This is a genomic window from Pseudomonas sp. AMR01, assembly GCF_041946035.1.
In the GTDB taxonomy this organism is placed as follows: domain Bacteria; phylum Pseudomonadota; class Gammaproteobacteria; order Pseudomonadales; family Pseudomonadaceae; genus Aquipseudomonas; species Aquipseudomonas antarctica_B.
Genome location: NZ_JAUTYR010000012.1, coordinates 42,232 through 66,975, shown reverse-complemented (window position 1 = coordinate 66,975; position 24,744 = coordinate 42,232). Strand labels below are relative to the sequence as shown.

Here is a 24,744-nt window from a genome sequence, read left to right as displayed (position 1 = left end):
CCTTGCTTGATATGGCCGGCAGCCGATCGTTTCCAGCGCCCCCTGACGTTGCTGCCCACTTCTGCTGAGCCATCTTCCTCAAGGCGTAGGGTGATCTCCATCACTGCAGCCCGCGTAAACCGGGTGCTTGCATAATGAAAGTGATTTTGCGGGTAGTTTCGAATCTCTCCTTCACCGCCATATTAAGTAAACACAAACCCCTGGTTTTCCTAGAGAAAACCGGGGGTTTGTGGTTTTTGGCGTCTGAAAAATAGACCCTTGAGGCCATTATGGGACTGGCGCTTCATTTGGTACGTAAGGGTTGTCGATCTGGGTGGCGTCTGCCACTGCGTGCTAAGCAAGCAGCCTGGTAACTGAGTTAGAAGTGACGGAATTACTCAGTGAAATCCCGCGATGTATCAATCATGGGTCTTAAGTGATGCACCTAAAGGCCATCCCGAATGACCGTTAGCCCTCTGGAATTTCATTCTGATAAAGATGCTGGTGAGATCACGGATCTGGCGCACAGCGCCAACCTCCTGCTGGCGTAAATACGCCTAATGACGACATGACGAGATCATTTTCGAAAAGATCAGGGGCAAACGGGTCAACCGATGGTGGCAACAGAGGCTGGCCAATTTGTGCGGGGAGCGTAGAGCACTCGATGGTCCACGGTGCCCGTCCGGCGTGATGTTGGCCGAAGGACAGTTCGCAAGCTAATAGAGACGCAGGGTTTGTTGAACTGCCAGGACCGCAGAGCATTTCGCGCAAGTGATTGCCCGGTGCCAACTGGGTGGGGCGGCTTGCGGCGAACAAAAAGTAGTCTCCCGCTAATAGCAGGCAGCCCTGACGCGATGGCTCATCCGCCGCCTGCAACCATTGGCCACGACAAGCGCCGAGAGAACCAGGCAAGCGTTCCCATATTTCGTAATAGCTTTCATCCAGCGCTGTCTCTATGAGGCACTCACTGGTTTCAAAGTGCATACGCCCAATGTCTTCTTCGCCACTGACCGGCTGATAGTCCATCTTACGATGCCATTGGCAAATATCGGCGTCCACTTGGGTCACGCCGGCGAACCCTTGCTGTTCACACAATGCTAAATAGTGGGTATCGCTGAGATCTTCGAGTGCAAGACTTGGTACCGCGTTATCGGGGATTCGCAGGTCTGCAAACAGTCGCTGTGTCTGTAACCAATACACCGCCGTTTCGCTGTCCGAAAGGCCTGAGCGCCGCTGGATCAAACGCCGCTTCCATACGCCGAGATAACGTTGAGCAACCTGATTCATGAGTATTCCCGATGTTAGGGATAGTATCGGCTTTTCGGAATGTGGATTTTACACTGAGTGCATCAATCGGCAGCTCAGGTTTTGCACATGCGGTGACCTGCGTAGGTGCGCAGTTATTAGCCAGGTGTGGAGGCCTTTTATTTTGACCGTGTGAGCCAGAACCCCTTTTATAGATATACCGCACAAAGGGGACTGGCTTGATAAAGCGCTAAAGCGAACTGCAATCTTCCCAGGTTCGCGGGGTGTCCATCCGCTGTCCGATTACATCCAGCAAATCGCAGCCGTCGCGCAGTGGAATTGAACACAGCAGGGCAAAGTCATTGAGGACCACCGCATCACTGCTTATTTCACTTCTTAGTGCAAGGTTTTCAAGCACTTGAGTAACGGCACGAAGCCGATAACTTGCGGCGTCGAGAAGGATTTCCAGCGGCACGGTGGTATCGACAAAAAGGGCAGGGGTGGCGCTGTCGTTGCTGGTGAGGGCTATGTATTGGTTCATGCGTTAAATCCGTTCATTCAGATAGGGATTAGCCACGCATTTGTCGCCAAACAAAAGGTGGCAGCTGTACGCAGGTTGGCGAACCGGGACAAGAACGGATAAAGACCGGCAGACCCGAAGGTCTCCCACGCACAGCTACCATTGAGCAGCTTATTGCGTGCAGGGGCATCCCGCAAATCTGCCGGGAGGCTTCTGCCATCTTGTAGTCGGGTCGCCAAACCCGATCGCCCTTTGGGCGACCGAGCGACTATAAGCTTAGCGATTTCGAAGCGGCAGGCCGACGCTTCTGAATGAGATGTAGGACGTTGCCTGGAATACTGGGGAGGGTTATCTGATCTACCTCTCAATCCTTCGTCTTTGAGAGTGGCTATTTGAACGGATCAGAAATGGTGATTGTGCTAGGGAAAATTTTTCTCTAGCATCCATGCCTATGGCTACCCTTCACAGTGAACGAAACTGGAAAATAAAAATCTATCCCGACGACCACGCGCCGCCGCATTTTCATGTGCAAACGCCGGATGGTGAGTCGCTGGTTCAGATAGAAGGGCTTCTTGTGCTCGGCACAGGAGCAGAAGCCAAGGCCTTGAAAGCTGCCCTTGTTTGGGCCAAAGCTCATATCGCTGATCTCAAGCGTGTATGGGACGAACAAAACCGGAGGAACTGACTTATGACCAGCAAGCTTCGCATCTCTGCTGTGCAACCAGTTGCCGGCAAGCATGCCTTGAAGATTGAGTGGAACAACGGCAAGCGGCACACCGTTAATATTCTCGATCATATAAACAACTTTTCCATCCTCAAGCCGCTACTGGACTTGAACCTATTCGGCCAAGCGGAAGTCGGTGAGTGGGGCTTTGATGTGACTTGGGGTAATGACCTTGAGTTGTCAGCCGTCACGCTGCACCGCTTAGCATTGGAGCAGTCCGGTGAGGTCATGCTGACGCAGGATTTCAGGCAGTGGATGCTCAGCAACAACCTTTCCCTTTCCGCAGCAGCGGTGGAGTTGGGCTTCTCTCGCAGGACCATCACTGCGTATAGCAGCGGTGCATCCTTGATCCCCAAACATGTTGGGTTGGCGTGCAAGGGCTGGGAATACGAGCATAAAGGTTACAAAGGGCACCACGCTTGATTGGGTCTGTATAACGCAAGAAGGGCGACCAATTGAGTCGCCCTGATACATTTTCTGAAGACCTCCCCCTCAATGCCTATGCCGATGATGCACATCCGGAAAATGCGCATGGCTATGCAGCATCACCCCATGTACATGCACATGACTGTGCGGCTGCCCCGGCTCCCACTCAAACCCATGCTCATGCTGATGATGCTCATCATGCACATGCCGATGCCCGTGTTCTGTCGCCTCATGCAGGTGCTCATGCGCGTGCCGTTCTGTCAGGTGCAACCACACGCCCACGGCCATTAGCGCCAACGCAATCCAGAACGCGGCTGACACTGACTCCCCAAATATCAGCAGCGCTACCGCAGCACCGAGGAAGGGCGCGGTCGAGAAGTAGGCGCTGGTACGCGCACTGCCTAACCCGCGCAACGCCAGCACAAACATCACTAGGCTCACGCCATACCCCAAAAATCCAACCAGCAGGATAGGCCCCAATTGAGCCATCCCCGGAACCTGCGCCCCAAGGTAAAGCGCCAATCCACAGTTCACCAGTCCCGCAATCAACCCCTTTGCCCCGGCAATAAACAGCGCATCCGACGCCGACACCCTGCGCGTCAAATTGTTATCGATCCCCCAGCACAAGCAGGCAATTGCTACCGCCAACGGTCCGGTCCAGTCGTGGCTGGCGCCGCCACCGTCTGACCAGGACAACACCACGCCGCCCAGCACTATCGCGATCATCCCCAGCACAATGCGGCGGTCGGCGTTCTCCCTGAACACCAGCCAGGCGATGACAGCGGTCAATACCGATTCAAGGTTAAGCATCAATGAGGCGGTGGCGCCGGTGGTGCGGGTCAGGCCGAACATCAGCGCAACCGGCCCGAGGATGCCGCCGAAGGCGATTGAGCCAATCAGCCACGGCCATTCCGAAGGAGTGAGCCCGGTGGGTTTCCAGCCGCGATCACGGATCAGGCGTACGCCTGCGAGCCCGATGCCGCTGCCGAGGTAGAGCAGGCCTGCGAGCAGCACGGGCGAGAGGCCCAGGCCGAGGCTTTTGGCAAGCGGGGTGCTGGCGCCGAACAGGGCGGCGGCAGCGAGTGCGTAAACAATACTGAGGTTCATGGGCCGTCCTCGAAGGTCAGGCCCATGATACGTCTGGGCCTTGGTTAAAGCCCTGGCGTTTTTGACAATTTCACAGTCATTTACTGCGCAGTTTTAAGCTTGATCACATCACCCGAAATCTTGGTGGTGTAGCCGCTGAGTACCCACGCCCAGAACCATTTTTCCTGCACCTGCGTGTTGATCAGTGCATCACCGCCTTTCGCCTTGATAGCAGCATCCTGGGCGCGCACGAAACGGCTGTTCTGACCGATCGGGATGAGACCGAACAGCATGATGCCGGTGGCGCTGGCTTCGCTGTGGCCCAACACGGTGTATTGGCTGCGGTCGTACTGCGGGGATTTGATGGCGGTGCCGGTGCAGCCAGCGAGGGTGAAACCAAGAACAGCGGCTGCAGCGATTTTACTGATGTGCTTCACGGGGTAACTCCATGGGTAAAAAATCGAGATCCACTTCTCGAAGGGGCGCCACTTTAATCGCCGCCATAGCAGATTGAAATCAATTATCCGAAGTTTCATTTTTACGCCTGAACGTATACCCACGCGGTGAGGCCCGATGCCAGCGCGACCGACACCCGCTTGTAGTCCGACACTTCATAGGCATCCGCCGCCGCCAGCTCTTGTTCGTTTATCTGAAACACCATGCCCTCAACGCTGGCGGCCTGTTCAGTGGCGGGCGCGACGATGGGGTGATGGGTCTTGCCGCTGGTGGCGAGTACGTCGGGGTCGGTGATTTCGACAAAGCTTTGCGAATAGCCGAGCATCGCGTCCTGCTGGCCGACCAGTTCGCGGCCGAAGTTGGCGAGTTGTACGGCTTTGTCTTGCAGGGTGCCGTATGAAAACAACAGCTCGGGGAATTGGGTGGAGTGTTCCATGGGGTTTCCTTGTGCGAGTAAGCCTTCGTAAAAAGCGCCGTAAGGCTTGCTCGGGTGGGCGATCTGGTTTCCAGAATCCACAGCTTGGCATTCGGGTTGTGCACTCACCGTGCGTTCCTCGCATTCAAGCTGCGCTGATCGTTAGGCGTTTCACTATATAGCGATGCGCTGGCCGAGCCCAACTCCCAAAACACCGCAAAGCAACTGTGGGAGCTGGCTTGCCTGCGAAAGCGGCGGGTCAGCTTGCACATTTGCACCTGAACCACCGCCATCGCAGGCAAGCCAGCGCCCACATGTTTGACCGCGCTCAGGCAGTCAGAGGTGCAGCCAAGCCAAACCACCTAACACCATGGCTACGCCACCGGCGGTATACGACATGCGCTTCAACCATTCCTTGCGCGTCAACAACGTAATCGCCGCCAGCGAGATCGCGATCTGAATCGCGGTCATCGCCTGCGCCCAGCGGTGATGCTGGTGCAGCGCCGCTTCCGATTTCTCATCCCATTCCTTCGACGTGGCCTCAAGCTTCTCGGCCTGTTTGCGCACCTCCTCCTTCTGGCCCTTGTAGCGCTCGATCTCATCCTTGTAGTGCGCCGCGTCCACGCCGGGAATATGCGTGGCCAGTTCCGCCAGGTTCTGGCGGCTGGATTTGGCCTGGTAGTAATTCCACTGGTTGGCCGCTTCGGTCTTGATGATGGCTGCGTTGTTCTTATCCATCGCCGCTTCGCTTTCGGTGGAGCCCGCCTGATAGCTGAGCATGGCGCCGAGGGTGGCCATCAGCGCGGTCATTACGGCGATGCGGCTGGCGAAATTGTCACCACGGCCGTGGGCATGTTCGGTGGTGTGTTCGACGTGTTTTTCGTGGGGGCTGGGGACTTCGAAGGCTTCGGACATGGGGGCGTCTGCGAACGGAATGAGGGAGTCTGATTCTTCACCAACGCAGCTGTCTCAATCCTGTACGTAACGCAGCAAACCTTCCCATGGTGGCTGTTTAAATGGGAGGCAAGGAGATGCGCTACCTGTGTTGGTTTGGGCTGCTTGCCGAAGCGCGTCTGATCAGGCGCACATACACGGCGACATTGATCAGCAGCACCAAGGCCCCCAGCACCAGTTGAATGTTCGGGGTCAGCCCGGCCGGGTAGATCAGCGTAAGGATGTAATGCTCGATAAAGCCACCGCCGTAACCGTCTTGCCCGGCGAGGTGGCGAAACAGGTTTTCCCACCGGGTCAGCGGGCAGGGCAGGTGAAACACTTCCACCGCCACGCCCCAGGCTGCGGCGGGCAGGTGCAGCCACATCACGCGCCGCCATTTGAGGGCCAGCAGCCCGCCAAACAGCACGAAGAGGATAAAGCTGAGGTGAAACAGCACCAGGCTGTCGGCGGCTAGGCGGTAGAGCATCGCGGGCACTTCGAAAGGGCAGGCACACAGTCTAAAGGGTTGCCTGGCGGTAAGCGCGGCCGTTATTGTGCTGAATCCTTTTTGTCGTTCTCCCAGGGTTTTGTTGTGATGAATGCACCGCGTACAGCAGTCGGTCCGATCAAGGCCGTGATATTCGATATGGACGGGTTGTTGCTGGATACCGAAGGCATCTACACCGAAGTCACGCAGATCATTGCCGAACGCTACGGCCGTACCTACGACTGGGGCATTAAGCAGCACATCATCGGGCGCGGCGCGCAAGACCTGGCCGATTACGTGGTCAAGGCGCTGGACTTGCCGATCACTCCGGCCGAGTTTCTGAAGATTCGCGAACCGCTGATGAGCGAGCGTTTCCCCAAGGCGCTGGGCATGCCCGGCGCTGAAGCGTTGGTGCGGCACTTGCACGCGCACAACATCCCGATTGCCGTGGGCACCAGTTCGTCGCGCAATTCGTTTGGCCACAAGACCACGCAGCACAGCGAGTGGTTTAGCCTGTTCGGCACCATTGTCACGGCGGACGACCCTGAAGTGGGCGCGGCCAAACCTGCGCCGGACATCTTCCTTACCGCCGCGCGCCGCCTGGGCGTTGCGCCCCAGGATTGCCTGGTGTTCGAAGATTCGCCGTTTGGCGTGACTGCCGCCAAAGCCGCCAACATGAAGGCGATCGCCGTGCCGGATGAAGCCATGGCTGACAGCAAGTACGACCATGCTGACCAGATCATCCGCAAACTGGCGGACTTTGATCTTGCGGCTTATGGCTTGCCTGCTCTGCGCTAATTTCCTGATTCAGATGGAGATCAAATGTGGGAGCGGGCTTGCTCGCGAATGCGGTGTATCAGTCGATGAAATCAGTGACTGACACTGCGCATTCGCGAACAAGCCCGCTCCCCCATTTAGTTTGGCATTCACCTGATATCTAGGCGCTGAAACCACCGTCGATGGTCAAGCTTGCACCGGTGATGTACCCGGCTTGCGGCCCTGCGAGATACGCCACAAAGCTGGCAATCTCTTCCACATGCCCATACCGCCCAACTGCCATCAACCCGATCAAGCTTTCGGCAAAGTCACTGTTCGCCGGGTTCATGTCGGTGTCCACCGGCCCTGGCTGCACGTTATTGATGGTGATGCCACGCGGCCCCAAGTCCCTCGCCAAACCCTTGGTCAACCCCACCAGCGCCGCCTTGCTCATTGCATACGGCCCACCGCCACCAAATGGCATGCGCTCGGCGTTGGTGCTGCCGATGTTGATCACCCGGCCGCCTTCGCCCATATGCCTGGCCGCTTCCTGAGTCGCAATAAACACACTGCGCACGTTGATCGCCAGGGTCTGGTCAAAATCTTCCAGCGTGAAGTCTTCCAGTGGCGCGATGGCCAGCACGCCGGCGTTGTTCACCAGAATGTCGATGCGGCCAAAGGCTTCTACGGTGGTGTTGACGGCATGGCGGATCGCGTCGGCATCGGCGCTGTCGGCGCGAATTGCCAGGGCGTTGCCGCCTTCGCTGATCACGCTGTTTTGCAGTTCTTCAGCCTTGGCCGCCGAGCTGACGTAGGTAAAGGCGACGGCTGCACCTTGCGCGGCGAGGCGCTTGACGATGGCGGCGCCGATGCCGCGGGAACCGCCTTGAATCAAGGCGACTTTGCCGCTGAGGTCTTGTGTGGTCATGTCGATCTCCTGGTCGTTCAAGGCGGAGTGCCTTGTTGTTGGAACCGAGTATCGACCTCACCGCCGCGCCCCGGTAGGCCGTGATTGCTATAGTCTGTGTAAACCAAAAGTTTAGAGTGGAGCGGTATGGAGAGCTTTGGCAGTATCGAATGCTTCGTGCGCAGCGCTGAAGGTGGCAGCTTCGCCGAGGCCGCGCGGCACTTGAGCCTGACACCGGCGGCAGTGGGAAAAAGCGTCGCCAAGCTGGAAGCACGCCTGGGCGTTCGGCTGTTCCAGCGTAGTACGCGTCGCCTGACCCTGACGGAAGCCGGCAAGCTGTTTCTCGACGAAGTCAGCGGCAGCCTCACCACCATCCAGAATGCGGTGGCTAACCTGGCCAGCGCCGAGGGGCGCCCGGTGGGCACGCTCAAGGTCAGCATGGGCACCGTGTTCGGCAATCGTTACGTGGTGCCGTTGCTGGGGGAGTTCATGCGGCGGTTTCCGGACATCAGCCCGGACTGGCATTTCGATAACCGCCAAGTGGATCTGATCGGCCAGGGGTTTGATGCGGCGATCGGCGGTGGTTTTGAGCTGCCCCAAGGCGTGGTGGCGCGCAAGCTCACGCCGGCGCATCGGGTGTTGGTAGCGTCGCCGGATTACTTGGCACAACGTCCAAACGTGCAAACACCCGAAGACCTGTCGCGCTGCCTGGGCATTCTGATCCGCTCGCCGCAAACCGGCCGCGTGCGCTCCTGGCACCTCACCAGCCTGGAGCGCGAGCATCGCCCGCTGGTGCTCAAGCCCGGCATGACCATGAGCGACTCCGAAGCCGCCTGCTGCGCCAGCGCCCAGGGGTTGGGGATTGCGCTGGTGAGCATGCCGATGGCCGTGCCGTTTCTGGACAGTGGTGCGGTGGTGCGAGTATTGCCTGACTGGTACGTCGACGACGGCAATATTTCCATCTACTACGCCGAACACAAACTGCTGCCCGGTAAGACCCGGGCGTTTGTGGACTTCATCATTGAGCGGTTTGCAGAGCAGCGCTTGGGCCAGCGATTCAGTGCGGTTTGATCATGGCGGGGGACCGAGGCGCCGCTATCGCAGGCAAGCCAGCTCCCACAGCGGAATGCATTTCAAGCTGGAAACGCGATCAACTGTGGGAGCCGGGCTTGCCCGCGATGGCCGCGACGCGGTCTACCGTCCAAACTGCCCCGGCCAGCCACTGATTTTCTTCGGCCGAGGCGTCGCGTAGGTTCTGATCTTCGACGTCGTCAACCCCAACCGCACCAGCGATTCAGCAATGGTCACCGCCGCCGTCACGCCATCCACCACCGGCACGCCGGTGCGATACCGAATCTGCTCATCCAGCCCCGCCATGCCGCCGCAGCCCAGGCAGATCACTTCGGCCTTGTCTTCACTGATCGCCAGCTCGGCCTGGCGCACGATGGCTTCCATCGCCGCCAGCGGGTCTTCTTCCAACTCCAGCACCGCCATGCCGCTGGCGCGCACCGAAGCGCAGCGCTGGTAGAGGCCGGCGAGTTTCAGCCGGTCTTCAATCAGCGGCACGGTACGGTCGAGTGTGGTGACCACTGAATAAGCGTGCCCCAAAAACATCGCCGTGCTGGCCGCGGCCTCGGTGATGTCCACCACTGGCACATTCAACAATTCCTGCAAGCCTTCACGGCCATGCTCGCCATAGCCGGCCTGTATCACCGCATCAAACGGCTGGTCGTAGGCCATCACCCGGTCCATCACCGCGATGGCCGCCAGGTAGCTTTCAAAATTACCTTCCACGGATTCGGCGCCAAAGTACGGCGTGAGCCCGACGATCTCGGTGCCCGGCGCGGCCACGGCTCGCGCTTGCTGGGCGATGGTTTCGGTGATGGATTCGGTGGTGTTGACGTTGACCACGAGGATACGCATGGAATGTCCTTGATTAATGACTGACGTTATCGACTGCAATGCTTTCGCCGCTGACATCGGCGTAGAACGGCTGGCGCTTGGCGATCAGCAGGTACAGCAGCCCTGCAATACCGGCGCCAAACATCCAGGAAAACGGCGCAACGCTGGCAAACCCGGGCAACAGCGCCAGCAGAATCGCGATCAGCGCCGCAGGAACAAACGCCGCTACGGCGCGTAAATTGACCCCGCGGTTGTAGTAATAAACGCCGTTGGGGTCTTCGCTATACAGCTGCAGCACGTCTACCCGGCTTTTACGGATGAGCCAGTAATCGACCATGATCACCCCATACAACGGCCCCAGCAGCGCGCCGAGCCCGGAGAGGAAATACACAATCACCAGCGGGCTGTTGTAGAGGTTCCACGGCAGTATCAGCACCGCCAGGGTGGCGCTGATCAGCCCGGCGCGGCGAAAGTTGAGGTACTTGGGCGCCAGGTTGCTCAGCACAAACGCCGGTGCCACGAAGTTGGCCATGATGTTCACCGCCACGGTGACGATCAGGAACGCCAGGCAACCCAGCACCAGAAAGAAGGTATTCGGGATGGCGGCGATGATTTCGGTTGGGCTCTCGATCACCCGGCCATTGAGCTGGAATTGCCCGCCGCACAGCAGCACGGTGATTGCGGCGAACACCAGAATGTTGACCGGCAGGCCCCAGAAGTTGCCAACCTGGATGGTTTTGCGGCACGGCGAGGAACGGGCGAAGTCGCAGAAATTGAGGATCAGCGTGCCGTAGATGGTCAGCCACAACGCGCCGCCGGCGAAAATATTGCGCCACATTTCACCACCGCTGAGCGGCTCGCGTATCGACCAGGCAATGTTCCCGCCGACCTGAAAGTACATCCAGCCAGCCAGTGCGGCCACGGTGACCAGAATCACCGGCCCGGCGAACGCTTCATAGCGGCGTACCATTTCCATGCCGTACGCAAGGATCGCCAATTGCACAAACCAGATCGCGACAAAACATGCCCAGCCAAGCGTCGACAGGCCAAGGATAGCGTTGTGGTCGTATTCGGCAAACCCGGGATGAATCGCCGACAGCAGCACGCGGAAAACCACCGAAGCCAGGTAGGTCTGTATTCCAAACCAGGCAATCGCAATCACCGCGCGAATCAGCGCCGGAATCTGCGCGCCGTGAATGCCGAAGCTGATGCGGCTCATCACCGGAAACGGCACGCCGGTCTTCTGGCCCATGTACCCCGACAAGTTCATGAAGAAGTACACCAGCGCGGCGCCTATCCCGAGGGATAACAGGATCTGCCAGCCGCCCAGGCCCAGCGCGTACAAGCCGATGGCAAACGAATAGTTGGCGATGTTATGCACGTCGTTGGTCCACAGCGCGAAGATGCTGTAGCACCCCCAGCGTCGACCTTCGGCCTTGGTGGGCGCCAGGTCCTTGTTGTGCAGGCGCGGGCTGAGCACCAACGGGCCGGGGCTCAGGGGGGAGGAGGGCAGATCCAGTGCGACGGGGTTCGAGAGGCTTGTACGCATTCCGGCAGGCTCCAGCGCATCTGCAGCAAAGCGGCGGATGGCAAAGTGTATGTAGGTTTTGTATTTATTGTATACAAAGCGTATTTAACCTTAAGCCAACTGCGTGCCAGTTTTTGGTCTATGGAAACTGTGGTTAATTTCGTTTTTAAAGGTATGTGTAATAACCGTTTGAATCTAGAGCAATATAAATTGACCGGTTAAACAGGAATAAATTTTTGCCAGAAAGCGCTCTACTCAACAGGCATAGAGTGTGGGGGGAGGAGTGTTACGTTTTGGTGCCAAAGAATTTGGATTGCACACATAAATGGCACTGATAGTTACAAGTGTGTGTACAAGTTTATGGCCAGCACAAAGTAAATGTGGGAGCGGGCTTGCTCGCGAATGCGGTGCGTCAGACAAGAATTTTTTGACTGATACACCGCATTCGCGAGCAAGCCCGCTCCCACACAAGCCCGCACACACACATTGGTTACTGCATCAGCTTCAAGCCTTGCTGATGATATTCCCCGCATGCAGCCCGCATTCCTTCTGCGTCGCTTCTTCCCACCACCAACGGCCTTCGCGTTCATGCTGGTTCGGCAACACTGGCCGGGTGCAAGGCTCGCAGCCGATGCTGATAAAGCCACGCTCATGCAGGCTGTTGTACGGCAGCTCCAGCATGCGGATGTAACCCCAGATTTCCTCGCTGGTCATCTGCGCCAGCGGGTTGAATTTGTACAGGGTGCGTTCCGGGGTGGAGAACGCTGTGTCGATTTCCAGCGCGGCCACCTGGCTGCGGGTGCCGGGGCTCTGGTCACGGCGTTGGCCGGTGGCCCAGGCGCTCACGCTCGAGAGCTTGCGGCGCAGCGGCTCGATCTTGCGCACGCCGCAGCATTCGCCATGGCCGTCCTTATAGAAGCTGAACAGGCCCTTTTCCTTGACGAAAGGTTCCAGTTTGGCCTGGTCTGGCGAGATCAGTTCGATGTCGATTTTGTAGAAGTCGCGCACCTGCTCGATGAACCGGTAGGTCTCTGGATGCAAGCGGCCGGTGTCGAGGCTGAACACCTTGACGTTCTTGTTCAGCTTCCAGGCCATGTCTACCAGCACCACGTCCTCGGCACCGCTGAAGGAAATCCACAGGTCATCACCGAACTGGCTGAACGCCAGTTTGAGAATGTCCTGAGCGGATTTGTTGGCATAAGTCGTGGCGAGTTCAACGACGTCGAAGGCTGGGTTCATCAGGACGGTTCCTACAGGTCAATGGCGCTGAGCGCTCTCTAGACGGCGATGGTATCAAAAACCGCCTTGCGTTGCGGCGGCGAGCTTGAATCGCTAGAGTTCGGCAGTCCTTTTGCTCGCTCAACTAACAATATGAATGGGAGTGTCTTGTGGAAATTGCCTGTCTCGACCTGGAAGGGGTGCTGGTTCCGGAAATCTGGATCGCCTTCGCTGAAAAAACCGGTATTGAATCCCTGCGGGCCACCACCCGTGACATTCCCGACTACGACGTGTTGATGAAGCAGCGCCTGCGCATCCTTGATGAGCACGGGCTCAAGCTCGCCGACATCCAGGAAGTGATCGCTACCCTCAAGCCACTGGACGGCGCGGTCGAGTTCGTCAACTGGCTGCGCGAGCGCTTTCAGGTGGTGATTCTGTCGGACACCTTTTATGAGTTCTCCCAACCGCTGATGCGCCAGCTGGGTTTTCCGACACTGCTGTGCCACCGTCTTATCACCGACGAAAACGACCGCGTGGTGAGCTACCAACTGCGTCAGAAAGACCCGAAGCGCCAGTCGGTATTGGCCTTCAAGACCCTCTACTACCGCGTGATCGCGGCCGGCGATTCCTACAACGACACCACCATGCTGGGCGAGGCCGACCGTGGGATTCTGTTTCACGCGCCCGAGAATGTGATTCGCGAATTCCCGCAGTTTCCGGCGGTGTACACGTTTGAGGATTTGAAGCTGGAATTTATCAAAGCGTCGAATCGGCAGTTGAGCCTGTAGATCATTCGTAGCGGCTGATGGCCTCTTCGCGAGCAAGCCCGCTCCCACATTTGACCGCGTTTATCCTTTGGGAACCCGGTCAAAAGTGGGAGCGGGCTTGCTCGCGAAGGGGCCCAAAAAGTCACCCCACATCTTTCTGCTAAACCCCTGCCAGCAGCCGCTCATAAGGAATGCTCAAGCCCTCATGCAGTCGCTTGATCATCGACAAGCTCAGCTTGCGCTTGTGATTCAACACTTCCGACACGCGCCCACTGGTGCCGATAAACGGCTCCAGGTCACGGGCGGTCATGCCCAGTTGCTCCATGCGAAACTTGATCGCCTCCACCGGGTCCGACGGCGGCATTGGAAAATGCTCCGCCTCATACTTCTCGATGAGAATGGCGAGGATTTCCAGCTCATCTCCCTCAGGCGAGCCGATCGGCGCTCCCCAGATCTGTTCCACGCGCGCAAGCGCTGCGGTCAGGTCCTCTTGGGAATGTATCGGTTTGATGTTCATCACAGGGTCTCCGCGTTGATTTGGTCGTACTGTGCGTGGGTTCCCACGAAACGTATAAACCCGAGCTGTCGCTGATAATCGATCGCCATAATCACCCGATACTTGTTACCACCAACGTTGAACACGACTTTGCCCCCTTTGAGAATGCTCGCCGTTCTGAGCTCGGCTTTGAGCGCTTGCGGCGTCGGGTAAGTGGCCTTTTCCATATGGCGGTAAAGCTCGACCAGCGGGATTTTAGCGTCGGCATACGCCCGATGGCTTTCCCAAAATATTCGTAGGGTAGATAAAGCGATTATCCGCATCGCTGGATCCTCCCAATTTGGGAGATGATAGGAGTGATTGGTTGGAGATGCAATCCCGGAAATAATTTCTGACGAGTAGGCAGTCGCTTCATGTGATCCTTCACAGACGGCAGGTGGACAGTCGGAGCCGGACGCTATCCTCCAGCGCCGCACCTCGTCCACAGCCGATCTGATTCAGGTTTTTTCCTACTGAGTGCTTTTGCCTTCGAGAGACAGGGCTGGCTTGGCCCCTAGAGGTTTTCCAGCGTTTGTAACAACACCCGCACCTTCGTCAGCGACTCCTGATACTCCGCCTGCCACTCTGAGTCCGCGACAATCCCGCCTCCGCCCCAGCAACACACTTGGCCATCCTTGACCAGCAAGCTGCGGATCGCGATGGAACTGTCCATCTCGCCGCGCACGTCCAGGTACACCAGCGAGCCGCAGTACAACCCGCGTCGCGTCGGCTCCAGTTCGTCGATGATCTGCATCGCGCGAATCTTCGGCGCTCCGGTGATTGAGCCGCCGGGGAAGCTGCCGGCGATCAGGTCGAGGGCATCTTTATCGGCGGCCAATTCACCCGTCACGCTGCTCACCAGGTGATGCACGTTTGGGTAGCTTTCCAGGCTGAACAGTTCCGGCACTTTCACCGAGCCGGTGCGGCAGGTGCGGCCGAGGTCGTTGCGCAGCAGGTCGACGATCATCAGGTTTTCTGCGCGGTCTTTGGGGCTGGCCAGCAGTTCGGCGGCGTTGGCGGCATCTTCCTCGGGCGTCAAACCCCGTGGGCGGGTGCCTTTGATTGGGCGGGTTTCGACCTGACGCTCGCTGATGCGCACGAAGCGCTCCGGCGACAGGCTCAGCACCGCGCCGTCATCCGGCAGGCTCTGGAAGCCGGAAAACGGAGTAGGGCAGGCCTCACGCAAGGCGCAATAAGCCGCCCAGGGATCACCGACGCAGGGCGCGCGAAAGCGTTGGGCGAAGTTGACCTGGTAGCAGTCGCCAGCCTGGATGTAGTCGTGAATGCGCGCGATGGCCTGCCGGTAAGCCTCGACGGTCAGGTCCGGAGCCATGGGGCCGTGCAGTTTGAAGCTCTGCGGGGTATCGGTCACTTCACGGCTGAACAACGCTATCAGGCGTTGCTGCTCGCCGGTTGCCAGTGAAGGGTGAAACACCAGTTGGCTGGTCTGCGCGTGGTGATCGCTGATCAGCGCCCAGGCGTACAGCCCTAAGCGCGCATCCGGCAGGTGCAAGTCGTCGATGGCCAGGTGCGGCATGCGTTCCAGGTGCCGGCCAAAGTCATAGCTCAGGTAACCGATCAAGCCGCCGGCAAACGGCAATTCATAACCTGCTGGCAGCGCAGCTTCGCCCAACTGCGTCAGGTTTGCCCGCAACCGTTGCAGGAAATCACTGCCGCTCTCGTCAGGCGCCACCGTCAACGTCTTTTCCGGCCAAGCGCTCAGCAGGTCATAGCGCCCGCGTTCGGCAGCCGGGCGGCCGCTGTCGAGCAGCACCGCGCCGGGGGCGTGACGAATCGCTGTGAAATACGCAGCGGGGTTGGCGCGGTAGGGCAGCGGGTGTACGGAACAGGTCGACATGCGGGGTGGATCAGCTGTGGGCTTGGGGGAGGGGATTGTAGTCCCCTGTCGGTTTTGGTCCTAGAGGGGATGTTGGGGATAAGCAGATTGAGGGCTTGCCTGCGATGAGGCCCTCAGCCTTCCACAGCAGGAATGTGCCCAAACATTTCCTGCACAAACTTCACTCTATCTTCCGGCGTTTCGCTCACACCGGCCGCTTTCAACGCCTCCAACCGCGCCTCTACTGCATGAGTACGCAAGGTCAAACCACAGTCGTTGGCGATCTGAATATTCAGCCCAGGCCGCGCATTCAGTTCCAGGATCAGCGGGCCTTTTTCCTGGTCCAGCACCATGTCCACGCCGATATAGCCCAGCCCGCACAGTTCATAGCAGCCCGCCGCGAGCTTCATGAAACCGTCCCAGTTGGGCAGTTGCACGCCGTCCACTGCGTTGGTGGTGTCCGGGTGTTTGGTGATGATGTTGTTCAGCCAGGTCCCGCGCAGGGTCAGGCCGGTGGCCAGGTCTACGCCCACGCCAATCGCGCCCTGGTGCAGGTTGGCCTTGCCGCCGGATTGCCGGGTCGGCAAGCGCAGCATGGCCATCACCGGGTAGCCCATCAGCACGATGATGCGAATGTCCGGCACGCCTTCGTAACTGATGCTCTTGAAGATCTGGTCGGGCACCACGCGGTATTCGATCAGCGCGCGGTCGCGGTGGCCGCCCAGGGAGTACAGGCCGGTTAGGATGCTGGAGATCTGATGTTCGATTTCTTCGTGGCTGATGATCTTGCCGGACACTGTGCGGTAGCGCCCTTCAAAACGGTCGGCCACCACCAGAATGCCGTCACCGCCGGCGCCTTGGGCCGGCTTGATCACGAAGTCGCTGCGCCCGCCGATGATCTCGTCAAGCTTGTCGATGCCTTTCTCGGTGGAAATCACCCCGTACATTTCGGGTACATGCAGGCCGGCGGCCAGGGCGCGTTCCTTGGTGATGATCTTGTCATCCACCAGTGGATACAGGCTGCGCTTGTTGTACTTGAGCACGTAGTCGGCGTTACGCCGGTTGATGCCCATGATGCCCCGCGCCTCCAGGGCCTTCCAGGTTTTCCAGAAGCCGAACATTACTGGTCAGCCTTCAAGAAGGCCTTGAAACGCACCAGCTCGGTCAAGCGGTAGCCGCGATAACGACCCATGGCCAGCATGAAGCCCACCAGAATCAGCAGCACGGCCGGGAAGGTGAACACAAAGTAGATCAGCTCCGGCACGCTCATGATGATGTGGGCCAGGGAAGCGGCGAACAGCGTGCCGATCGCGACTTTCAGCGCATGGTTGGCGCCGCGTTCTTCCCAGGTGATCGACAGGCGTTCGATGGTCATGGTCAGAATCACCATCGGGAACAGCGCCACCGACAGCCCGCGCTCCAGCCCCAGTTTGTGGCTGAACAGGCTGATGGCGGCGATGAGCACCACGACGAAGGTCAGCACCACCGACAGCCTCGGCAACATCTGCAGCTTCAAGTGTTCAAGGTACGACCTGAGCGAGAGCCCCAGCGCCGTAATAATGGTGAACAGCACAATCCCGAAGCCCAGTTGCGTCTCGCGAAACGCCAGCGCAATCAGCACCGGGGTAAAGGTGCCGAGGGTTTGCAGACCGATCAGGTTGCGCAGGATCAGAATCACCAGTACGCCAATCGGGATCATCACCATGATCATGAAGGTCTGTTGGGTTTGCAGCGGCAGGCCATACAGCGAGTATTCGAGGAAGTTGGCGTCGGTGTTTTCGTCGGTCAGCTTGGCCAGGCGAATCGCGTTCATTTCGCTGTTGTTCATGCTGAAGGTGACCATGGCTTTCTTGCCACCTTCCACCGTGATCAGGTTTTCGTCGCCGGTCCACCACAGCAGGCGGTCAGCGGGCAGGCCTTGTTCGCCGGTTTCCGGGTTGAAGTACAGCCAGTCATTGCCATTGAAGCTGCGCAGCCACAGTTCCGGGGTTTGTGGCTGGTCGGCGACGAGGCGGATGGTATGGACTTTTTCCACTGGCACGTGGGCGATGGACAGCAGCAGTTCGACGATCTTGGCCTTATGCGGCGTCGATGGGTCGCCCGCCAGCAGCAGCTTCACGTTGTCGTCGTTGAGGTTATTGGTGCGCTTGATGGCTTCGGTGATAAAGGTTTCCACATCCGCCGAGTGCTGGCGGATAGGCGCCAGCAGTGCTTCGGCCGCGATCTTTTCCGGGCCTTCCACGGCAATGCTGTCGCGGAAGGTCGGGCCTTTGACCTTGACCTTCTCGCCGCTGTAACGCTTGGTCAGCACCAGGCGGTAATACAGGGTCTGGTTGCCCTTGGCGCGCCGTGCCGACCAGGTGACCTTGCGGTTACCGTCGGTGCGGTTGACGCTCACGCCATAGTTGTTCGAGATAAAACTCTCATTGAGGCTGACGAAGTCGCGGCTCAGGGGCGGCACGAACATCGAGATTTTTACCGGGTCTTTCGGGCTGGCGACGAACTCGACTTTGGCGTCGATGTTCCACAAGTCGTCGGTGGCGTCCTCGGTAACAGGAATGCCCTGCACGAAAATCTGGTAGGCGGTGACCGAAATACCCAGCAGCACCAAAAGGGTGATCAGGATTCTCAGGTGCAGGGTCAAAGAGCGCATTCGGTTTACTCGGCGGTATGAGCGTCGGCGGCGCAGGCAGGTTTGCCTGCTGCGTATTTAAGACTGGGGTCGACCAGCGCATCAAAGCGTTTCAACGCTTCGGAGCCGATCAGCAACGGGTATTGGAAAGCGCTGCGGTCAGTCAAGTTCACTTCGATGCTGCGTAAAGCAGTACCCATGCAGATATCCAGCGCAATCACTGGGCGGGCAGTGTAGTTCTTGTCCTCATCGGGGTCGTAGTCACCGGCGCGGCGCTTGATCTTGCTGACGCGGGCCAGGGGGCGTTCGATGGGGTGGGAATGGGCGGTGTCGATGGCGAGATAAAAGCGCACCCAGGATTCGCCGTTGCGCTTGAAGCGCTTGATATCGCGGGCGCTGAGGGACGCGGTCTTGGCGCCAGTGTCGAGTTTGGCGGCCACTTCCAGGTCAATGCCCGCGAGCTTTGCGTATTCGTTCAGGCCATACACGGTTTTCTCGGCGCCAATGCCAAGGGCCGGTACGAGTAACAGGCAAAACAATAAAAGGAAGGGCTTGAGTCTCATAGATCCTGACGCGGTGCAGTGCGATGTTTAATTCAAGGCGACTGGCATTACTGCGCAAACTCCCTCGTGCGCCGTTTCATCCAATGATGTCAGGCAAAAGCGGCGAGCATTCTAACATGATGCTTTTTCGGCGCCAGCGCTGGCAGGCGGCCATGCCTCTGGTGGGCGCTGGGGAGGTATTAGACGATTGTCGACAATGTGGATTTAATCTTTGACTACTTAAGGCTTATTCGCTAGTTTTTGCGGAATTGCTTTTAAAGGTGTCAACAATATGCTGGAACAAGCGGAAGCGCCGGTGGCAACGTCGGACGAATCCCAGACAATGTCGGAGAACGTCTTCCGCCGTATCCAGGCCGCCATCGTCAAGGGCGAGATCGCCCCCGGCAGCAAGATCTCCGAGCCCGAGCTGGCGCGCACTTACGGCATCAGCCGCGGCCCGTTACGCGAGGCGATCCACCGCCTGGAAGGCCAGCGCCTGCTGGTGCGCGTGCCCCATGTCGGCGCGCGCGTGGTTTCCCTGAGCCACGCCGAGCTGGTGGAACTCTATGAAATTCGCGAGTCCCTCGAAGGCATGGCCTGCCGCCTGGCCGCTGAGCGCATGACCGACGCTGAAATTGAAGAATTGCGCCAAGTGCTGCACACCCACGAGCGCGATGAAGCGTTCCAGGCTGGGCTGGGCTACTACCAGCAGGAAGGCGACTTCGATTTTCATTACCGGATAATTCAAGGCGCCGGTAACCGCACCCTGACCCAAATGCTCTGCGGCGAGCTGTATCAATTGGTGCGCATGTACCGCATCCAGTTCTCCACCACCCCTAATCGCCCACGCCAGGCATTTGCCGAGCACCATCGCATTCTTGATGCGATTGCCGATCGCGATGGCGAGCTGGCCGAATTGTTGATGCGCCGCCACATCGGCGCTTCCAAACGCAACATTGCCCGTCATTTCCCAGGCGGCGCCCCTGAAAGAGGTGAGTCATGAGTTCTAACAATAAAACTACGCCAGGCCAGCGTTTCCGTGACGCCGTCGCCAGCGAGCACCCGCTGCAGGTGGTCGGCGCGATCAACGCCAACCATGCGCTGCTGGCCAAGCGCGCCGGGTTCAAGGCGATCTACCTGTCGGGTGGCGGTGTGGCGGCTGGCTCCCTCGGCGTGCCGGATTTGGGCATTACCGGCCTGGATGACGTGCTGACCGACGTGCGCCGCATCACCGACGTGTGCGACCTGCCGCTGCTGGTGGACGTGGACACCGGCTTTGGTTCCTCGGCGTTCAACGTGGCGCGCACCGTCAAGTCGATGATCAAGTTCGGCGCCGCCGCCATTCACATCGAAGACCAGGTCGGCGCCAAGCGCTGCGGTCATCGCCCCAACAAGGAAATCGTGTCGCTGCAGGAAATGGTCGACCGCATCAAGGCCGCCGTGGATGCGCGCACCGATGACAGCTTCGTGATCATGGCGCGCACCGACGCCCTGGCGGTCGAAGGTTTGGAATCTGCCCTGGAACGCGCCGCCGCGTGTATCGAAGCCGGCGCCGACATGGTGTTCCCGGAAGCCATCACCGAGCTTGAGATGTACAAGCTGTTCGCCTCCCGCGTGAAAGCGCCGATCCTGGCGAATATCACCGAGTTTGGCGCGACGCCGCTCTTTACCACCGAACAGTTGAAATCTGCCGATGTTTCCATCGTGCTGTACCCGCTTTCGGCCTTCCGTGCCATGAACAAGGCCGCCGAGAACGTCTACACCGCGATCCGCCGCGACGGCACGCAACAGAACGTGATCGACACCATGCAAACCCGCATGGAGCTTTACGATCGCATTGACTACCACACCTTCGAGCAGAAGCTCGATGCACTGTTTGCCGCAAAAAAATAAGCGCCTCCCAAATAAATTCAAGATTGGAGAACAGACATGGCTGAAGCAAAAGTACTCAGTGGCGCCGGCCTGCGTGGTCAGGTGGCCGGGCAGACCGCATTGTCCACCGTGGGCCAGGCCGGTGCCGGCTTGACCTATCGCGGTTACGATGTGCGCGAACTCGCCGCCGATGCGCAGTTTGAAGAAGTCGCTTACCTGCTGTTGTACGGCGAGCTGCCGAGCAAAACCGAACTGGCCGCTTACAGCGCCAAGCTCAGCACCCTGCGCGACCTGCCCCAGGCACTCAAAGAAGTGCTGGAACGCATCCCCGCCGACGCCCACCCGATGGACGTGATGCGCACCGGTTGCTCGTTCCTCGGCAACATCGAACCCGAGAAAGATTTCAGCGCCCAGCATGACGTCACCAACCGCCTGCTCGCCGCCTTCCCGGCGATCATGTGCTACTGGTATCGCTTCAGCCACGACGGCAAAAAGATTGACTGCGTGACCGACGAGCCAAGCATCGGCGGCCATTTCCTGCACCTGCTGCACGGCAAGAAGCCGAGCGCGCTGCATGAGAAAGTCATGAACGTGTCGCTGATTCTGTACGCCGAACATGAATTCAACGCCTCGACCTTTACCGCGCGGGTGTGCGCTTCAACCCTGTCTGACCTGTATTCCTGCGTCACCGCCGCCATCGGTTCCCTGCGCGGCCCGCTGCACGGCGGCGCCAACGAAGCGGCGATGGAAATGATCGAGCGTTTCGGTTCAGCCGAAGAAGCCGTCGAAGGCACTCTCGGCATGCTGGCGCGCAAAGACAAGATCATGGGCTTCGGCCACGCGATCTACAAAGACAGCGACCCGCGTAATGAAGTGATCAAGGGCTGGGCCAAAAAGCTCGCCGACGAAGCAGGCGATACCGTGTTGTTCCCGGTGTCCGAGGCTATCGACAAGACCATGTGGGAGCAGAAAAAGCTGTTCCCCAACGCCGACTTCTACCATGCCTCGGCGTACCACTTCATGGGCATCCCGACGCAGCTGTTCACGCCGATCTTCGTGTGTTCGCGCCTGACCGGCTGGGCGGCGCATGTGTTCGAGCAGCGCGCCAACAACCGCATCATCCGTCCAAGCGCCGAGTACATCGGCGTCGAGCAGCGCAAGTTCGTGGCAATCGAACGTCGCTGAGTGAAGAGACCGGCGATTCTGAATGGGTAACCGAATCAAATGTGGGAGGGGGCTTGCTCCCGATGGCGGTGTGTCAATCAACACCTCTGTTACTGATACACCGCTATCGGGAGCAAGCCCCCTCCCACATTTTGATCGCATTCCACCTCTGGATCTGTCGGCTCCTTTTGTAACTACCGTGACCGAGTCCTGACGATGAACACTGAATTTCGCAAACCGCTGCCCGGCAGCCGCCTGGATTTCTTCGACGCCCGCGCGGCTGTCGAGGCAATCACTCCCGGCGCCTACGCCACACTGCCTTACACCTCCCGCGTGCTCGCAGAAAACCTCGTACGCCGCTGCGACCCGGCCACCCTCAACGCGTCCCTGAGCCAACTGATTGAGCGCAAACGCGACCTCGATTTCCCCTGGTTCCCGGCCCGCGTGGTGTGCCACGACATCCTTGGCCAAACCGCGCTGGTCGACCTCGCCGGCCTGCGCGACGCCATCGCCCTGCAAGGTGGCGACCCGGCGCAGGTCAACCCGGTGGTGCCGACCCAACTGATCGTCGACCACTCCCTGGCCGTCGAAGCCGGTGGCTCTGACCCGCAGGCCTTCGAGAAAAACCGCGTCATTGAAGACCGTCGCAACGAGGACCGTTTCCACTTTATCGAGTGGACCAAAAAGGCCTTCAAGAACGTCGACGTGATCCCGCCGGGCAACGGCATCATGCACCAGATCAACCTGGAGAAAATGTCGCCGGTGATTCAGGTGCGCGACGGTGTAGCTTTCCCGGACACCTGTGTCGGCACCGACAGCCACACGCCACACGTGGACGCCTTGGGCGTCATCGCTATCGGCGTCGGCGGCCTTGAAGCCGAGAGCGTGATGCTCGGCCGCGCGTCGTGGATGCGCCTGCCGGAAAGCGTCGGCGTGGAACTGACGGGCAAGCTGCAACCGGGCATCACCGCCACCGACATGGTGCTGGCGCTGACCGAGTTTCTGCGCAAACAAAAAGTCGTCGGCGCGTGGCTGGAGTTCTTTGGTGAGGGCGCATCCAACCTCACCCTGGGCGACCGCGCGACCATCTCCAACATGGCCCCTGAATACGGCGCCACGGCGGCGATGTTCTACATTGACCAGCAGACCATCGCCTACCTCAAGCTCACCGGCCGCGAAGACGAACAAGTCACACTGGTGGAGCAATACGCTCGCCATACCGGCCTGTGGGCCGATGACCTTAAAGGCGCGCAATACGAGCGCGGCCTGACCTTCGACCTGTCCTCTGTTGTGCGTAACATGGCGGGCCCGAGCAACCCGCATGCCCGTGTCGCTACCAGCGACCTGGCAGCCAAAGGCATCTCTGGCCAGTGGGATGACGTGCCTGGGCAAATGCCCGACGGCGCGGTGATCATCGCCGCCATCACCAGTTGCACCAACACCAGCAACCCGCGCAACGTGATCGCCGCAGGCCTGCTGGCGCGCAACGCCAACAAGCTCGGCCTGGTGCGCAAACCGTGGGTCAAATCGTCCCTGGCGCCCGGTTCGAAAACCGTGGCGATGTACCTTGATGAAGCGGGCTTGACCACTGAGCTGGAGCAACTGGGTTTTGGTGTGGTGGCCTTCGCCTGCACCACCTGCAACGGCATGTCCGGTGCGCTTGACCCGGTGATCCAGCAGGAAATCATCGACCGCGATCTGTACGCCACCGCCGTGCTGTCGGGCAACCGCAACTTCGACGGGCGTATTCATCCGTACGCCAAGCAGGCGTTCCTGGCCTCGCCGCCGTTGGTGGTGGCTTACGCGATTGCCGGCACCATCCGTTTTGATATCGAAAAAGACGTGCTGGGCCTCGACGCGGATGGCAAGGAAATTCGCCTGAAAGACCTCTGGCCGAGCGACGAAGAGATCGACGCCGTGGTCAAGGCCTCGGTCAAGCCGGAGCAGTTCCGCCAGGTTTACATTCCGATGTTCGCGATCCACGAAGACACCGGCCCGAAAGTCACGCCGTTGTATGACTGGCGCCCGCAAAGCACCTATATCCGCCGCCCGCCGTACTGGGAAGGCGCGCTGGCCGGGGCGCGGCCGCTCAAGGGCATGCGCCCGCTGGCAGTGCTGCCGGACAACATCACCACTGACCATTTGTCGCCGTCCAACGCGATCATGCTCGACAGCGCCGCCGGCGAATACCTGGCGAAAATGGGCCTGCCGGAAGTCGACTTCAACTCTTACGCAACACACCGGGGCGACCATTTGACGGCCCAGCGCGCGACCTTTGCCAACCCGAAACTGTTCAACGAAATGGTCGTTGAAAACGGCAAGGTCAAGCAGGGTTCACTGGCGCGGATCGAGCCGGAAGGTACGGTCACGCGGATGTGGGAAGCCATCGAAACCTATATGGAACGCAAGCAGCCGCTGATCATCATCGCCGGCGCCGACTACGGCCAGGGCTCGTCCCGCGACTGGGCGGCCAAGGGCGTGCGCCTGGCCGGTGTCGAAGCGATTGCCGCCGAAGGCTTCGAGCGCATCCACCGCACCAACCTGGTGGGCATGGGCGTGTTGCCGCTGGAATTTCTGCCGGGAACCGACCGCCACACCTTGAGCATTGATGGCAGTGAAACCTATGACGTGATCGGCGAGCGCACCCCGCGTGCCACGCTGACACTGGTGATCAACCGCAAGAATGGCGAACGTGTTGACGTGCCGGTGACGTGCCGCCTGGACACCGCCGAAGAAGTGTCGATCTACGAAGCGGGCGGCGTGTTGCAACGTTTTGCCCAGGACTTCCTGGAATCGGCGGCGACCGCTTAAGG

At 59.3% G+C, this 24,744-nt stretch carries 26 protein-coding genes; 9 read left to right on the top strand and 17 right to left on the bottom strand.

The genetic code is table 11. The features are described 5' to 3' along the window. Positions 1-489: 489 nt before the first annotated feature. Together Q7C20_RS13490 and Q7C20_RS13485 are read right to left on the bottom strand one after the other, a co-directional pair. Entirely contained in the window at positions 490-1,266 is a 777-nt protein-coding gene (locus Q7C20_RS13490) for a hypothetical protein (RefSeq protein WP_375067944.1), read from the bottom strand. A gap of 208 nt (positions 1,267-1,474) precedes the next feature. Beyond that, positions 1,475-1,765 carry a short-chain dehydrogenase gene (locus Q7C20_RS13485; RefSeq protein WP_375067942.1) on the bottom strand — a complete coding sequence of 97 codons (291 nt, stop codon included), beginning with the start codon at positions 1,763-1,765 and terminating at the stop codon, positions 1,475-1,477. 430 nt (positions 1,766-2,195) lie between these two features. On the opposite strand from Q7C20_RS13485, the gene Q7C20_RS13480 reads away from it, so the two are divergent. Next, positions 2,196-2,429, top strand: coding sequence for a DUF4160 domain-containing protein (locus Q7C20_RS13480; protein WP_177005842.1), 234 nt, complete (start codon positions 2,196-2,198; stop codon positions 2,427-2,429). Between the two features lie 3 nt (positions 2,430-2,432). After that, positions 2,433-2,891, top strand: a complete 459-nt coding sequence (locus Q7C20_RS13475) for a hypothetical protein (protein ID WP_348058934.1) — start codon at positions 2,433-2,435, stop codon at positions 2,889-2,891. 69 nt (positions 2,892-2,960) lie between these two features. Here the strand turns inward: Q7C20_RS13475 and Q7C20_RS13470 are convergent, their stop codons facing one another. The 5 genes from Q7C20_RS13470 to Q7C20_RS13450 all read right to left on the bottom strand — a co-directional run bounded on the left by Q7C20_RS13470 (position 2,961) and on the right by Q7C20_RS13450 (position 6,271). Further along, positions 2,961-4,001, bottom strand: a complete 1,041-nt coding sequence (locus Q7C20_RS13470) for an EamA family transporter (RefSeq protein WP_375067941.1) — start codon at positions 3,999-4,001, stop codon at positions 2,961-2,963. Between the two features lie 80 nt (positions 4,002-4,081). Then, complete coding sequence (locus Q7C20_RS13465) at positions 4,082-4,417, bottom strand: hypothetical protein (protein WP_348058930.1); 336 nt, start codon at positions 4,415-4,417, stop codon at positions 4,082-4,084. A 101-nt stretch (positions 4,418-4,518) separates the two neighbouring features. After that, positions 4,519-4,872, bottom strand: a complete 354-nt coding sequence (locus Q7C20_RS13460) for a gamma-glutamylcyclotransferase family protein (RefSeq protein ID WP_375067940.1) — start codon at positions 4,870-4,872, stop codon at positions 4,519-4,521. Positions 4,873-5,187: 315 nt separating this feature from the next. After that, positions 5,188-5,766, bottom strand: coding sequence for a DUF4337 domain-containing protein (locus tag Q7C20_RS13455; protein WP_375067939.1), 579 nt, complete (start codon positions 5,764-5,766; stop codon positions 5,188-5,190). 121 nt (positions 5,767-5,887) lie between these two features. After that, the gene (locus Q7C20_RS13450; protein WP_375067938.1) at positions 5,888-6,271 is read right to left on the bottom strand and encodes a DUF2784 domain-containing protein; all 384 of its coding nucleotides are present in this window, start codon (positions 6,269-6,271) and stop codon (positions 5,888-5,890) included. A 108-nt stretch (positions 6,272-6,379) separates the two neighbouring features. Between Q7C20_RS13450 and Q7C20_RS13445 the strand changes: the two genes are divergently transcribed. Beyond that, a complete protein-coding gene (locus Q7C20_RS13445; protein WP_375067937.1) occupies positions 6,380-7,069 on the top strand; it encodes an HAD-IA family hydrolase in 690 nt (229 codons plus the stop codon). Between the two features lie 139 nt (positions 7,070-7,208). Here Q7C20_RS13445 and Q7C20_RS13440 read toward each other — a convergent pair whose 3' ends face one another. Then, positions 7,209-7,955, bottom strand: a complete 747-nt coding sequence (locus Q7C20_RS13440) for a 3-oxoacyl-ACP reductase family protein (RefSeq protein ID WP_375067936.1) — start codon at positions 7,953-7,955, stop codon at positions 7,209-7,211. A 126-nt stretch (positions 7,956-8,081) separates the two neighbouring features. On the opposite strand from Q7C20_RS13440, the gene Q7C20_RS13435 reads away from it, so the two are divergent. Then, complete coding sequence (locus tag Q7C20_RS13435; protein WP_375067935.1) at positions 8,082-9,005, top strand: LysR substrate-binding domain-containing protein; 924 nt, start codon at positions 8,082-8,084, stop codon at positions 9,003-9,005. A 123-nt stretch (positions 9,006-9,128) separates the two neighbouring features. Here the strand turns inward: Q7C20_RS13435 and Q7C20_RS13430 are convergent, their stop codons facing one another. From Q7C20_RS13430 to Q7C20_RS13420, 3 genes are all read right to left on the bottom strand, one after another. Further along, positions 9,129-9,857 carry an aspartate/glutamate racemase family protein gene (locus Q7C20_RS13430; RefSeq protein WP_375067934.1) on the bottom strand — a complete coding sequence of 243 codons (729 nt, stop codon included), beginning with the start codon at positions 9,855-9,857 and terminating at the stop codon, positions 9,129-9,131. Positions 9,858-9,870: 13 nt separating this feature from the next. After that, positions 9,871-11,385, bottom strand: a complete 1,515-nt coding sequence (locus Q7C20_RS13425) for an NCS1 family nucleobase:cation symporter-1 (protein ID WP_375067933.1) — start codon at positions 11,383-11,385, stop codon at positions 9,871-9,873. Positions 11,386-11,868: 483 nt separating this feature from the next. Continuing rightward, entirely contained in the window at positions 11,869-12,603 is a 735-nt protein-coding gene (locus Q7C20_RS13420) for a phosphoadenylyl-sulfate reductase (RefSeq protein WP_375067932.1), read from the bottom strand. 149 nt (positions 12,604-12,752) lie between these two features. On the opposite strand from Q7C20_RS13420, the gene thrH reads away from it, so the two are divergent. Continuing rightward, on the top strand, positions 12,753-13,370 hold the full coding sequence (gene thrH / locus Q7C20_RS13415) for a bifunctional phosphoserine phosphatase/homoserine phosphotransferase ThrH (protein WP_375067931.1): 618 nt from the start codon (positions 12,753-12,755) through the stop codon (positions 13,368-13,370). A gap of 139 nt (positions 13,371-13,509) precedes the next feature. Here thrH and Q7C20_RS13410 read toward each other — a convergent pair whose 3' ends face one another. From Q7C20_RS13410 to Q7C20_RS13385, 6 genes are all read right to left on the bottom strand, one after another. Continuing rightward, positions 13,510-13,866, bottom strand: coding sequence for a type II toxin-antitoxin system HigA family antitoxin (locus Q7C20_RS13410; RefSeq protein ID WP_375067930.1), 357 nt, complete (start codon positions 13,864-13,866; stop codon positions 13,510-13,512). Further along, entirely contained in the window at positions 13,866-14,168 is a 303-nt protein-coding gene (locus Q7C20_RS13405; RefSeq protein WP_348058904.1) for a type II toxin-antitoxin system HigB family toxin, read from the bottom strand. Before Q7C20_RS13405 ends, Q7C20_RS13410 begins: the two co-directional genes overlap by 1 nt. Positions 14,169-14,398: 230 nt before the next feature. Continuing rightward, complete coding sequence (pabB, locus tag Q7C20_RS13400) at positions 14,399-15,742, bottom strand: aminodeoxychorismate synthase component I (protein WP_375067929.1); 1,344 nt, start codon at positions 15,740-15,742, stop codon at positions 14,399-14,401. Positions 15,743-15,855: 113 nt separating this feature from the next. Further along, positions 15,856-16,842: an alpha-L-glutamate ligase-like protein gene (locus Q7C20_RS13395; RefSeq protein ID WP_375067928.1), complete on the bottom strand. Its 987-nt coding sequence runs from the start codon at positions 16,840-16,842 to the stop codon at positions 15,856-15,858. Continuing rightward, positions 16,842-18,374: an inactive transglutaminase family protein gene (locus Q7C20_RS13390; RefSeq protein WP_375067927.1), complete on the bottom strand. Its 1,533-nt coding sequence runs from the start codon at positions 18,372-18,374 to the stop codon at positions 16,842-16,844. The genes Q7C20_RS13395 and Q7C20_RS13390 overlap by 1 nt, the downstream gene beginning before the upstream one ends. Positions 18,375-18,379: 5 nt before the next feature. After that, positions 18,380-18,916 (bottom strand): ATP-dependent zinc protease, encoded by a 537-nt coding sequence (locus tag Q7C20_RS13385; protein ID WP_375067926.1) that lies wholly within the window; start codon positions 18,914-18,916, stop codon positions 18,380-18,382. Between the two features lie 271 nt (positions 18,917-19,187). Here Q7C20_RS13385 and Q7C20_RS13380 point away from each other — a divergent pair, with 271 nt between their 5' ends. The 4 genes from Q7C20_RS13380 to acnD all read left to right on the top strand — a co-directional run bounded on the left by Q7C20_RS13380 (position 19,188) and on the right by acnD (position 24,742). Further along, positions 19,188-19,898: a GntR family transcriptional regulator gene (locus Q7C20_RS13380; RefSeq protein ID WP_348058894.1), complete on the top strand. Its 711-nt coding sequence runs from the start codon at positions 19,188-19,190 to the stop codon at positions 19,896-19,898. Next, positions 19,895-20,788 (top strand): methylisocitrate lyase, encoded by an 894-nt coding sequence (gene prpB / locus Q7C20_RS13375; RefSeq protein WP_375067925.1) that lies wholly within the window; start codon positions 19,895-19,897, stop codon positions 20,786-20,788. The genes Q7C20_RS13380 and prpB overlap by 4 nt, the downstream gene beginning before the upstream one ends. 36 nt (positions 20,789-20,824) lie before the next feature. Further along, the gene (gene prpC, locus Q7C20_RS13370; protein WP_375067924.1) at positions 20,825-21,952 is read left to right on the top strand and encodes a 2-methylcitrate synthase; all 1,128 of its coding nucleotides are present in this window, start codon (positions 20,825-20,827) and stop codon (positions 21,950-21,952) included. Between the two features lie 195 nt (positions 21,953-22,147). Continuing rightward, positions 22,148-24,742 carry a Fe/S-dependent 2-methylisocitrate dehydratase AcnD gene (gene acnD, locus Q7C20_RS13365; RefSeq protein ID WP_375067923.1) on the top strand — a complete coding sequence of 865 codons (2,595 nt, stop codon included), beginning with the start codon at positions 22,148-22,150 and terminating at the stop codon, positions 24,740-24,742. The last annotated feature ends 2 nt before the right edge of the window (positions 24,743-24,744 follow it).

What these genes read in the sequence shown, in the direction of transcription:
- Q7C20_RS13490 (WP_375067944.1), bottom strand. Translation starts at nt 1,266, where the DNA reads ATGAATCAGGTTGCTCAACGTTATCTCGGCGTATGGAAGCGGCGTTTG.
- Q7C20_RS13485 (WP_375067942.1), bottom strand. Translation starts at nt 1,765, where the DNA reads ATGAACCAATACATAGCCCTCACCAGCAACGACAGCGCCACCCCTGCC.
- Q7C20_RS13480 (WP_177005842.1), top strand. Translation starts at nt 2,196, where the DNA reads ATGGCTACCCTTCACAGTGAACGAAACTGGAAAATAAAAATCTATCCC.
- Q7C20_RS13475 (WP_348058934.1), top strand. Translation starts at nt 2,433, where the DNA reads ATGACCAGCAAGCTTCGCATCTCTGCTGTGCAACCAGTTGCCGGCAAG.
- Q7C20_RS13470 (WP_375067941.1), bottom strand. Translation starts at nt 4,001, where the DNA reads ATGAACCTCAGTATTGTTTACGCACTCGCTGCCGCCGCCCTGTTCGGC.
- Q7C20_RS13460 (WP_375067940.1), bottom strand. Translation starts at nt 4,872, where the DNA reads ATGGAACACTCCACCCAATTCCCCGAGCTGTTGTTTTCATACGGCACC.
- Q7C20_RS13455 (WP_375067939.1), bottom strand. Translation starts at nt 5,766, where the DNA reads ATGTCCGAAGCCTTCGAAGTCCCCAGCCCCCACGAAAAACACGTCGAA.
- Q7C20_RS13450 (WP_375067938.1), bottom strand. Translation starts at nt 6,271, where the DNA reads ATGCTCTACCGCCTAGCCGCCGACAGCCTGGTGCTGTTTCACCTCAGC.
- Q7C20_RS13445 (WP_375067937.1), top strand. Translation starts at nt 6,380, where the DNA reads ATGAATGCACCGCGTACAGCAGTCGGTCCGATCAAGGCCGTGATATTC.
- Q7C20_RS13440 (WP_375067936.1), bottom strand. Translation starts at nt 7,955, where the DNA reads ATGACCACACAAGACCTCAGCGGCAAAGTCGCCTTGATTCAAGGCGGT.
- Q7C20_RS13435 (WP_375067935.1), top strand. Translation starts at nt 8,082, where the DNA reads ATGGAGAGCTTTGGCAGTATCGAATGCTTCGTGCGCAGCGCTGAAGGT.
- Q7C20_RS13430 (WP_375067934.1), bottom strand. Translation starts at nt 9,857, where the DNA reads ATGCGTATCCTCGTGGTCAACGTCAACACCACCGAATCCATCACCGAA.
- Q7C20_RS13425 (WP_375067933.1), bottom strand. Translation starts at nt 11,385, where the DNA reads ATGCGTACAAGCCTCTCGAACCCCGTCGCACTGGATCTGCCCTCCTCC.
- Q7C20_RS13420 (WP_375067932.1), bottom strand. Translation starts at nt 12,603, where the DNA reads ATGAACCCAGCCTTCGACGTCGTTGAACTCGCCACGACTTATGCCAAC.
- Q7C20_RS13410 (WP_375067930.1), bottom strand. Translation starts at nt 13,866, where the DNA reads ATGAACATCAAACCGATACATTCCCAAGAGGACCTGACCGCAGCGCTT.
- Q7C20_RS13405 (WP_348058904.1), bottom strand. Translation starts at nt 14,168, where the DNA reads ATGCGGATAATCGCTTTATCTACCCTACGAATATTTTGGGAAAGCCAT.
- pabB (WP_375067929.1), bottom strand. Translation starts at nt 15,742, where the DNA reads ATGTCGACCTGTTCCGTACACCCGCTGCCCTACCGCGCCAACCCCGCT.
- Q7C20_RS13395 (WP_375067928.1), bottom strand. Translation starts at nt 16,842, where the DNA reads ATGTTCGGCTTCTGGAAAACCTGGAAGGCCCTGGAGGCGCGGGGCATC.
- Q7C20_RS13390 (WP_375067927.1), bottom strand. Translation starts at nt 18,374, where the DNA reads ATGCGCTCTTTGACCCTGCACCTGAGAATCCTGATCACCCTTTTGGTG.
- Q7C20_RS13385 (WP_375067926.1), bottom strand. Translation starts at nt 18,916, where the DNA reads ATGAGACTCAAGCCCTTCCTTTTATTGTTTTGCCTGTTACTCGTACCG.
- Q7C20_RS13380 (WP_348058894.1), top strand. Translation starts at nt 19,188, where the DNA reads ATGCTGGAACAAGCGGAAGCGCCGGTGGCAACGTCGGACGAATCCCAG.
- prpB (WP_375067925.1), top strand. Translation starts at nt 19,895, where the DNA reads ATGAGTTCTAACAATAAAACTACGCCAGGCCAGCGTTTCCGTGACGCC.
- prpC (WP_375067924.1), top strand. Translation starts at nt 20,825, where the DNA reads ATGGCTGAAGCAAAAGTACTCAGTGGCGCCGGCCTGCGTGGTCAGGTG.
- acnD (WP_375067923.1), top strand. Translation starts at nt 22,148, where the DNA reads ATGAACACTGAATTTCGCAAACCGCTGCCCGGCAGCCGCCTGGATTTC.